This window comes from Photobacterium piscicola (assembly GCF_046058925.1).
GTDB lineage: Bacteria > Pseudomonadota > Gammaproteobacteria > Enterobacterales > Vibrionaceae > Photobacterium > Photobacterium piscicola.
Map to the genome: position 1 here is coordinate 569,591 of NZ_CP175535.1, position 9,022 is coordinate 578,612.

At 36.0% G+C, this 9,022-nt stretch carries 8 protein-coding genes; 7 read left to right on the forward strand and 1 reads right to left on the reverse strand.

The window, feature by feature from the left end; translation table 11 throughout:
* Window positions 1-277 precede the first annotated feature (277 nt).
* The 5 genes from ACJZU6_RS17195 (at window position 278) to ACJZU6_RS17215 (ending at window position 6,187) form a co-directional block, all read left to right on the forward strand.
* Window positions 278-1,684: a cytochrome-c peroxidase gene (locus tag ACJZU6_RS17195; protein WP_408901493.1), complete on the forward strand. Its 1,407-nt coding sequence runs from the start codon at window positions 278-280 to the stop codon at window positions 1,682-1,684.
* 159 nt (window positions 1,685-1,843) lie between these two features.
* Window positions 1,844-3,835, forward strand: a complete 1,992-nt coding sequence (locus ACJZU6_RS17200; protein WP_408901494.1) for a bifunctional metallophosphatase/5'-nucleotidase — start codon at window positions 1,844-1,846, stop codon at window positions 3,833-3,835.
* Window positions 3,836-4,314: 479 nt separating this feature from the next.
* The gene (locus ACJZU6_RS17205; protein WP_080156329.1) at window positions 4,315-4,524 is read left to right on the forward strand and encodes a cold-shock protein; all 210 of its coding nucleotides are present in this window, start codon (window positions 4,315-4,317) and stop codon (window positions 4,522-4,524) included.
* Window positions 4,525-4,733: 209 nt separating this feature from the next.
* Window positions 4,734-5,411 carry an ATP-binding cassette domain-containing protein gene (locus tag ACJZU6_RS17210; protein ID WP_408901495.1) on the forward strand — a complete coding sequence of 226 codons (678 nt, stop codon included), beginning with the start codon at window positions 4,734-4,736 and terminating at the stop codon, window positions 5,409-5,411.
* Complete coding sequence (locus ACJZU6_RS17215) at window positions 5,408-6,187, forward strand: ABC transporter permease (RefSeq protein WP_327779510.1); 780 nt, start codon at window positions 5,408-5,410, stop codon at window positions 6,185-6,187. The genes ACJZU6_RS17210 and ACJZU6_RS17215 overlap by 4 nt, the downstream gene beginning before the upstream one ends.
* Before the next feature lie 67 nt (window positions 6,188-6,254).
* Here the strand turns inward: ACJZU6_RS17215 and pdxY are convergent, their stop codons facing one another.
* Window positions 6,255-7,112, reverse strand: coding sequence for a pyridoxal kinase PdxY (gene pdxY, locus ACJZU6_RS17220; RefSeq protein WP_045035465.1), 858 nt, complete (start codon window positions 7,110-7,112; stop codon window positions 6,255-6,257).
* A 623-nt stretch (window positions 7,113-7,735) separates the two neighbouring features.
* Here pdxY and ACJZU6_RS17225 point away from each other — a divergent pair.
* Together ACJZU6_RS17225 and ACJZU6_RS17230 are read left to right on the forward strand one after the other, a co-directional pair.
* Entirely contained in the window at window positions 7,736-7,936 is a 201-nt protein-coding gene (locus tag ACJZU6_RS17225; protein WP_036792228.1) for a hypothetical protein, read from the forward strand.
* Between the two features lie 295 nt (window positions 7,937-8,231).
* The gene (locus tag ACJZU6_RS17230) at window positions 8,232-8,879 is read left to right on the forward strand and encodes a transcriptional regulator (protein ID WP_408901496.1); all 648 of its coding nucleotides are present in this window, start codon (window positions 8,232-8,234) and stop codon (window positions 8,877-8,879) included.
* Window positions 8,880-9,022 lie beyond the last annotated feature (143 nt).

Here is a 9,022-nt window from a genome sequence, read left to right on the forward strand (position 1 = left end):
TGGTGATGATATTTAAAAATAAATAGCACTAAACAGTAAATAATGAATATTTCAGTAATTGATCTAAAACAATAAAACCATAAGTTAAATTTAGCTGCTTTATTTGTTAATTATTAATGGTGATTATTATCTTTATGATATTAAAAGGATATATTTTAAATTTTGGTATAAAATAATGTTTAATCGAATTCCTCAATTAAAGCATCCGTTTTTTTCGTTTTGAACTCTTCCTTAGAAGCTATTATTTTCTCTCAAAATATCTTTATAGGGAATCTTCATGAAAAAGTCATCATATATTGCGAGTGCGATCAGTGCGGGTATCGTCGGTTATTTAGCAACGGTATATGCCGTTGATCAAGGTGATGAAACACTGCATAAAAAATACTTATCTCAAACAAATTTGGTTAAAGCTGATCCTCTTTCACAGCAAGCTTTTAATATCTTTAACCAAAATGGTTGTCAGTACTGCCATACAAAAAATAGTGAAATGCCATTTTATGCCAATGTTCCAGGGGCTAAACAGTTGATGCAACGTGATATTGATCATGCTTTACGTCAGTTCAATATTTCGATGCTTATGGAGCAAGTACAGCATAATACCCCTGTTTCTCAGGTTGAATTAGCCAAGCTTGAGTCAGTGTTAAATGATCATGCGATGCCACCTAAACAATTTTTATTAATGCATTGGCGTTCAGATTTATCACAGCAAGAAACCAATACTTTATTAGACTGGGTTAAGCAAGAACGTCGCCAATATTATTCAGATCCTCTCGTGAGCAGTGAGTATCAAAATGATGCTGTGCAGCCTATTTCTGCCACATTTAAAGTGAATCAGGCGAAAGTACAATTAGGTAAAGTGCTTTATCATGACACCCGTTTATCTGGTGATAATACTGTTGCGTGTTCAACTTGTCATAGTCTGACAACTGGCGGGGTTGATAACCTAAAAACCTCAACGGGAATTAATGGATCAAAAGGACCGATTAACGCCCCGACAGTATTTAACTCTGTGTTTAATATTCATCAATTCTGGGATGGTCGTGCAAATGATTTACAAGCTCAAGCGGGAGGGCCGCCGATGAATCCGATTGAGATGGGAGCCGGGTCGTGGGCGAATATTATTAACAAATTAGATCAAGATTCCGCACTTAAAGCACAATTTGATGCTATTTACCCACAAAAAGGGATCAGTGAATACAGTATTACTAATGCTATTGCTGAGTTTGAGAAAACCTTAGTTACACCAAATAGTCGGTTTGATAAATATCTAAAAGGGGACAAAACCGCGCTAACAACAAAAGAACAACAAGGTTATGCGCTGTTTAAACAGAATAAGTGCCAAACATGCCATAGTGGTCAGGCGATGGGGGGCTTATCATTTGAAGTCATGGGCCTTAAAGATGACTACTTTGGTGATCGAGGTAATATTACTGACGTTGATAGTGGTCGTTTTAACGTCACGAAAGATGACAACGATATGCATCGCTTCAAAGTGCCAACTTTACGCAATATTGCATTAACCGCCCCTTATTTCCATGATGCGAGTGCGAAAACATTAGAGCAAGCGGTAAATGATATGGCGTTGTATCAAGTTGGTGTGAAATTAAGCCCTGATGAGATTGATAAAATTACGGCTTATCTCAAAACGTTAACTGGTGAGTATAACGGTAAATTGTTGCAATAAATTTGCTATAGAAACGGTTTCTTAGTGAAGAAGCCGTTTTATATCAGTCAAAATAAAAATTCAAATTTAGAGAATATTATTTTGACGTATAATGCTGAAAAGGAATTTAATGTGGAGTATGCTGCGGCGCAAACGATTACAACGTAGTAAGGATTTCGTATGTTTAGTAAGCCACTTATCGCACTATCGATCACTTTAGCTCTTTCTGGATGTGTTACAACACCTGCCGTTCAACATCAACCTTTCACACTTACTGTTGCTCATATTAACGACACTCACTCGCATTTTGATCCTGTGAAGTCTAGTTTTTTTGCGAACGGTGTTGAAGTCTTTAATGAGTTTGGTGGTTATCCTCGCCTACAAGCAATGGTTAAACAATATAAAGCGCAAGCACAAAAGAATAACCAGAGTTTGTTGTTTTTAGATGCAGGTGATGCTTTCCAAGGGAGTGCGTATTTTAAAATAAACCAAGGTGCGATGAATGCTGATCTTCTTGACCAAATGGGGTTAGATGGCATGGCATTAGGTAATCACGAATTTGATCTTAATAATCAAAAATTAAATCGTTTTGTGAGTAGTTTAGATTTCCCTATTATTGCAACAAATGTTGATGTTAGCCATGATACTAATTTCAATGGGCAGACAAATATTTTACCTTATCAAATTTTTGCCTTTGATGGTGATCATAAGACTGTTGTAAAAGATATTAATAACTTACCAAAGCATAAAAATTTAGTTGCTGTATTTGGTTTATCTTTGCAAGACATGCCAAATATTGCCCCTCATACGGGGGATGTGAAATTCCTTAGTGAAGTAAAAATAGCACAATCAACGGTTGATTTTCTTAAATCTAAAGGGATTAATGACGTTATTGCATTAACTCATATTGGTAATGCAACGGATATTGCTTTAGCCGAAAATGTGAACGGCATTGATTTAATTGTTGGTGGTCACTCTCATACATTATTAGGCGATTTCACGAATATCGGTTGGAGTAATTTTGGTCCTTATGCACAAATGGTGAAAAATCCAAATGGCAAAGCGTCAACCTGTATTGTGCAAGCTGGAAAATATGCAGAAGCTATCGGTAAGGTAAATGTTAGCTTTAACAGTCAAGGTGAAGTAACCAACTGCGCTGGGCATAATACGCTACTAAGTAACGATGTGTTTTATCATAAATCAGATCGTAAACCACAAGACAAGTTTACTGCGGCACAAACGGCACAAGTAGAACAGTTTATCGCTAAGCAAAAGAACATCGTTATTATTAATGAAGATAGTCAGCTTCGTCATGAAATCGATACTAAATACAAACCTGCTGTAGAAAAAGCCTATGGCAGCATCATCGCTCAAGTACCGACTGAAATTATACATGAGCGTCGCCCTGGAGATAGTGGTGCAGCGGATAAGCATGGTTCAGCCGTTGCGCCATTAATTGCAGAAAGCCAGTATTATTGGGCTAATTTACCGCAAGTTCAAAAAGTAACAGGTAAAAAGGTTGATTTTGCACTAATTGGTGCGGGCGGTATTCGTACTAATATTAATGAAGGCGAATACCGTGAAGGTAATGTCCGTTTAGAAATGTTACCGTTTTCTAATTACTTATCAGTGTTGTCATTAAAAGGTTCAACGGTTAAGCAATTATTACAAGATACAATCACCGCGACGCTACCTGAAGGCGCACATGCGGGTAAATACCCATACGGCGGTCATATTCGTTATACTTTTGATGAAACCAAGGCACATAAAGCGGGTCATTTAACCAGTGTTGATGTGATGTCGGGTACTGAAAAACACCCTGTATGGACACCATTACAAGATAACAAAACCTACAATGTCGTGATTAATAATTATAATGCGACAGGTAACGATGGCTGGACTCCGATATTTACTGCTCAAAATAAACATTCTAATCGTATCGATCTTATTGATGTGAATGGAAAATTAGTAGGTTACAAGGTTAAAAAGATTGAAAAACAGGGTGATAAATATCAAGTTATTTATCAAGGTAAAGCGCCTGATTGTAAAGCGGCAAACACTGATTGTGATACCGATGCACAAGCCTTTATTGATTATGTTGGACAAACTCGCCGTCAATTAGTCCCACTATCGTATTCAGTAGTCACACTCGATCGTATCGCAACGAAATAAGCGTTATTTAAGATCAAATCATGGGCAATATGTTTCTACATATTGCCTTTTTTGTGGATTATTTAAATAGTAAACGACAGTCAGTAAAAAACTGTTCATATTTATTTGTTGAGGTTCTATTGGCATGTAAGTATAAGTGGTAAATTTAAATATTAATATTTTCATGGTGTTGATGCTTTTTAGTGCAAATAATCAGCTTTTTTTAGCATATAATATCTCGAATAAGCATTAAAAAATAAAATTTTTGTTTGTAGAACGTTAAAAATTAAAAAAAAGGCTATACAATCAAATTTATTTCATTAGTATATACATCGGCCTGTAATTCAGACCTATTTATATGTAACATTATGTTTTAGAAAACTTTCTTTGTAACGCTTTACCAGTGTCATGAAGCTTTCCACTCATAAACTATAAATAATTCTTTTTCTGGCTATATTGCGCAATTTTGCGAATTATTTAATAAAATATTGGAGACAGTCATGTCTAAATCAACTGGTATCGTTAAGTGGTTTAACGAAGAGAAAGGTTTCGGTTTCATCACTCAAGACAATGGCGGCGCTGACGTATTTGTTCACTTCCGTGCTATCTCAGGCGAAGGTTTCAAAACTTTAGCTGAAGGTCAAAAGGTTTCTTTTGACGTTGAACAAGGCCAGAAAGGTCCTCAAGCTGCAAACGTTGAAGCTGCTTAATTTGCACTTACGTTAAAAGTTTTGAAAATACCGACATTATGTCGGTATTTTTTTATTTGTATTTTACGCATCAAATGTAATTCTCCCATCTATATCATTGATACTGCCTGTATCGATCTGATTCATAGCGATCATTAACGTAAACCATTTGAGTAATTTTTTGGTTTTTATACACTTATTATTCTCAATCGTTATTTGTGTTAATTGCCATGATAATTTCATCTTCAATATCTACTGCTATCTCTAGTGATGCTTTACGCTTCTTTCAATTACGTTCCGGTTTTGAAAGTGCAGAATTAGGCCCATTAACAGTTGATTTATTACCCGGCCAGCATTTAGCGTTATCGGGTGCATCTGGCTGTGGAAAAAGTAGCTTATTGCAAGTTATTGCTGGACTTAAAGCGCCACAAAATGGCTCTTTTAATTATCAGCAACAAGGTATTGATAGTGGGTCATTACCATTTTGGCGTCAACAAATATGCTACTTGCCACAACAACCAGTGATGGGAGCGGATACTGTCTTAGAGGTTTTGCTATTGCCTTGGCATATGAAGGCAATGCAATCACCTCATGTAAAACCCACGGAATCTGATTGCTTACAAGCATTAACTGATGCAGGACTGATAGTTGAGCTTGATAAAGATGTCGTATTATTATCGGGTGGTGAAAAGCAACGATTAGCCATTGCACGAGCAGTGATGATGCAACGTTCGGTGTGGTTAATGGATGAGCCTACGTCAGCATTAGATCCTATGGCGAGAGATAAAATTATTTCATTAGTAAAAGCATTAAATGTTATCTGTATTTCGGTTTCTCATGATCCGGTATGGCTTGCGACAGCTGATCAGGTACACAATATGGATATTGAATCAGGAATAGACCAATGACCGCAACCATTAATCATACTATCGATTTACATTGGTCAGCTATGGCTGGGTTTTACCTATTATTACTGATTCCATTATTTTTATTTCAGCGTTGGCAATTGGGATTAAGTCGCACACTGATCATGTCTGTATTACGGATGACTTTACAGTTATCCGTCGTTGGGATTTATTTACATACATTATTTGGTTGGCAAAGTCTTAGCCTTAACGTGGTTTGGTTAACCGTCATGGCATTGTTTGCCAGCTACACCATTTGTAAACGTTCTGATGTAAACCTATTTCGCATGATCCCCGCCGTTATTTGTGGGCAAGTTATTGCATTATCGGTGGCATTACCTGCGGTTTTGGCGGGGGTTATTCAAGTTTCACCGTGGTGGCAAGCACAATATATGATCCCGATAGCAGGGATGTTGTTAGGTAATAGTTTAACCGCGAATGTGTTGGCATTGTCTCGTTGGGGAAGTTTACTGAAAGAGAATCATCAAGAATATCAATATTATTTAACGATGGGAGCACCTAACCCTGCTCAGCCTTTTATTCGTACGGCTTTTAAAGCGGCATTAGCGCCACAATTAGCTTCAATGGCAACGTTAGGTATTGTGAGCCTACCGGGTATGATGACGGGACAAATTTTAGGTGGGGCAATGCCATTGGTCGCCGTTAAATACCAGTTAGTGATCATGGTGGCAATATTTGTATCCGGTGTGCTTTCTGTTGCGACGACACTGACACTTGTAAAACGTCGTTCATTTGATGATTATGGTAATGTATTGTAATTTAAAAGAATAAAAACAAAAAAGCAGCGTTTATAAGCTGCTTTTTTATAATCTGATGACTGGTTATTTATTTAATTTCTGTAATTGGAAAAATTTCAGTCGGTGCGACAATTTCATCTTGAGCGGCGATTGTTTGCAGTTCCCATTCGCCACGGCGGTGGGTTTCTTTTAATACTGCATAACAAGCATTGTGAGCATGCTCAAAGGCTTGTTCTGCTGACCAACCTTTCAATAAACCGCCAGTAAATAATGCTGAAATTAAATCACCCACACCAACAGGCTGGTTATCAAATGCCAAATGTGGACGTTGTGCTAGATAGCAGCCCTCTTTTGTTGCGAGCATCATCGAAAATTTATCAGTAGATAAACTATGAAGATGTTTTACCAACACCATTTTAGGGCCGAGTGTTAGCGCGTGCTGACAAGCCTTAACAGCATCTTCCAATGTATTGATTGTCATTCCAACAAATTGACTCAATTCAAATTGGTTAGGGACAATAACATCTGCCAGTGGCATTACATCATTAATAAGGTGTTCTGATATGCCGTCAGCAACGATGCATCCTTTTTCAGGATCACCCATAACAGGATCACAGATATAGATAGCATTAGGGTTTTGTTGTTTTACTGTTTTAACTGTATCAATAATGGCTAAACATTGATCAGCACTACCTTGATATCCGGTAAGGACTGCTTCACAGTTTTTAAGCTGATCAATGTTGTTGATGCCTTTAACGAGTTCAATCAAATCAGAGGCAGGGAAAGCTTTACCTGTCCAACCTTGTTTGTATTGAGTATGGTTAGAAAATTGTACTGTGTGTAATGGCCAAACTTCAAAGCCCATACGCTGAAGAGGGAATACTGCAGAACTGTTACCAGCGTGACCGTAAACAACATGTGACTGTATTGATAGAATACCTTTCATCGAGGTTCCTTATAACCATCGTGTATATTGGTATACTTTACATGTGCTGATATCAGAAACCTAGTCATTTTATATCGTAATTATTCCTTTCAAAAATGCAGACTATTTATTGTTCAACAAAGAATGATAATTTCTTTTATTTTAGGTTAAATAGAAATAATAATGTAATTGAAATATGTTTTATTAGTGGTTTTGTGTGTTTTTTGAACACATTCAGTGTTTTTATTTATTTTTTTGTTGGTTATTTTTTTGTTTTAAAACAGTTGTTTATTGTTTTGTTCAGTGGTTATCCACAAATTATTATCGTTTTTGATTAAAAAAATATTTACAGCATCATAATTTGGCGTTAATGTTCGATTCGTCTGTTACTCAGACCTAATGTGTTTTAAATAAAACCACAATGTCATTTCTAATCATTGTTATCCGTTTATGTTGCAAACGTAGTAGCAGTGCAAAGCTATAAGAAGGGTGATCTTATAGTTAAGAAGTAGTAGGTCAATGAGTAAAGCTCTATACCAAGGTTAATTAACTATTTGGTATATAACTATTTAAACTCAAATTGATAGCCTCAAATATAAATGCTGATAAGAAAGCAATATTTGGGCGTAAAGGAAATATAAACTATGACTTCACAAACAGGTATTATTCGTAGCTTCAACCCAGTTGAAAAAATTGGTTTAATTACTAGCGATCTTGGTGGCGATATTCGTTTTGACGCGTCTCAAGTTTGCAGTCGTTCACAGCCTTCATCTGGTAGCATGGTTGAATTTACGTTAGATGATTCAAGTAATAAGCTTAAAGCGGTTAAAATCCGTTTTATCTAATTTAGTTAATGAGTTGAATGTTTACTTTATATGTAAATGTTCTTCCATAATTAAATAAATAATCCCGGCCTAGGTCGGGATTTTTTTATTTTAGTCATGATAATACTAATCACAATAGGTCACTAAAATATTAGCATTTATAATGCTGGTATCATTTTGATGTATATTGGTAAGATATTAATATATCGAATAGAAAACACATATACTGTAATCATTGATATTATGTCTGCTGAAATATTGATAAGATAATAATGCTGTTTGTTGAAGGGTTTGATGCTTAGAAAAGGTAGAAAAAATGCATGAATTGACAGAAAGTGATTATGATATTCTTCGTGCCATGGAAAATATTGTTGATGGGATTGCAGCAATGTGGGGGGAGCATACCGAAGTCTTATTGCATTGTTTAGACGCGCGTAATCCGTCAATTATGAAGATTGCCAATGGCTATATTACGGGACGTGAAGTTGGTGCGCCGATCACTAATATTGCATTAGTTAAATTAAATGAAGGTAAAGATGTTTCTGACGCTTATATTACTAAAGCGCCTGACGGTAGAATGTTACGTTCATTAACAACTGTTATCCGTAATAAGCAGCAGCAAGCGATTGGTTTACTCTGTGTTAACTTTGATTTAGATGCACCATTTCAGTCTATGATCCATAGTTTAATGCCAACAATTGGTACTTATTGTGATCATGGTGTTACTGCAGAAACGTTTGCTCGTAATAATGATGAAATGATGCATAGCTCCATTGAAAATGTTCGAGAGCAGGTTACCAGTGATACTTCTATTCCGCCTTCAAAGAAAAGCCGAGAAATTGTGACACGCTTACATGATTTGGGGGTTTTTGATCTCAAAGACAGTGCACAAATTGCTGCTAAAGGGTTAGATATTTCTATTCATACTATTTATCGCTATTTGCGAGAAATACGTGCAAATTAAATATGTAATTAAACAATGACATTATTTCATAGAATAGTGTCATTGCTTATTATAAATAATCGATAACTTTTTTATTTTAAAAAAGTATATTTTATATGTTTTTTATGATGTTTCTTTAATTGATACTCTGCTTATTTTAGACC

Excerpts from the sequence above, each read along its gene's own strand:
- ACJZU6_RS17225 (WP_036792228.1), top strand. The coding sequence starts at position 7,736 with ATGACTTCACAAACAGGTATTATTCGTAGCTTCAACCCAGTTGAAAAA.
- ACJZU6_RS17200 (WP_408901494.1), top strand. The coding sequence starts at position 1,844 with ATGTTTAGTAAGCCACTTATCGCACTATCGATCACTTTAGCTCTTTCT.
- ACJZU6_RS17230 (WP_408901496.1), top strand. The coding sequence starts at position 8,232 with ATGCATGAATTGACAGAAAGTGATTATGATATTCTTCGTGCCATGGAA.
- ACJZU6_RS17215 (WP_327779510.1), top strand. The coding sequence starts at position 5,408 with ATGACCGCAACCATTAATCATACTATCGATTTACATTGGTCAGCTATG.
- ACJZU6_RS17195 (WP_408901493.1), top strand. The coding sequence starts at position 278 with ATGAAAAAGTCATCATATATTGCGAGTGCGATCAGTGCGGGTATCGTC.
- pdxY (WP_045035465.1), bottom strand. The coding sequence starts at position 7,112 with ATGAAAGGTATTCTATCAATACAGTCACATGTTGTTTACGGTCACGCT.
- ACJZU6_RS17210 (WP_408901495.1), top strand. The coding sequence starts at position 4,734 with ATGATAATTTCATCTTCAATATCTACTGCTATCTCTAGTGATGCTTTA.
- ACJZU6_RS17205 (WP_080156329.1), top strand. The coding sequence starts at position 4,315 with ATGTCTAAATCAACTGGTATCGTTAAGTGGTTTAACGAAGAGAAAGGT.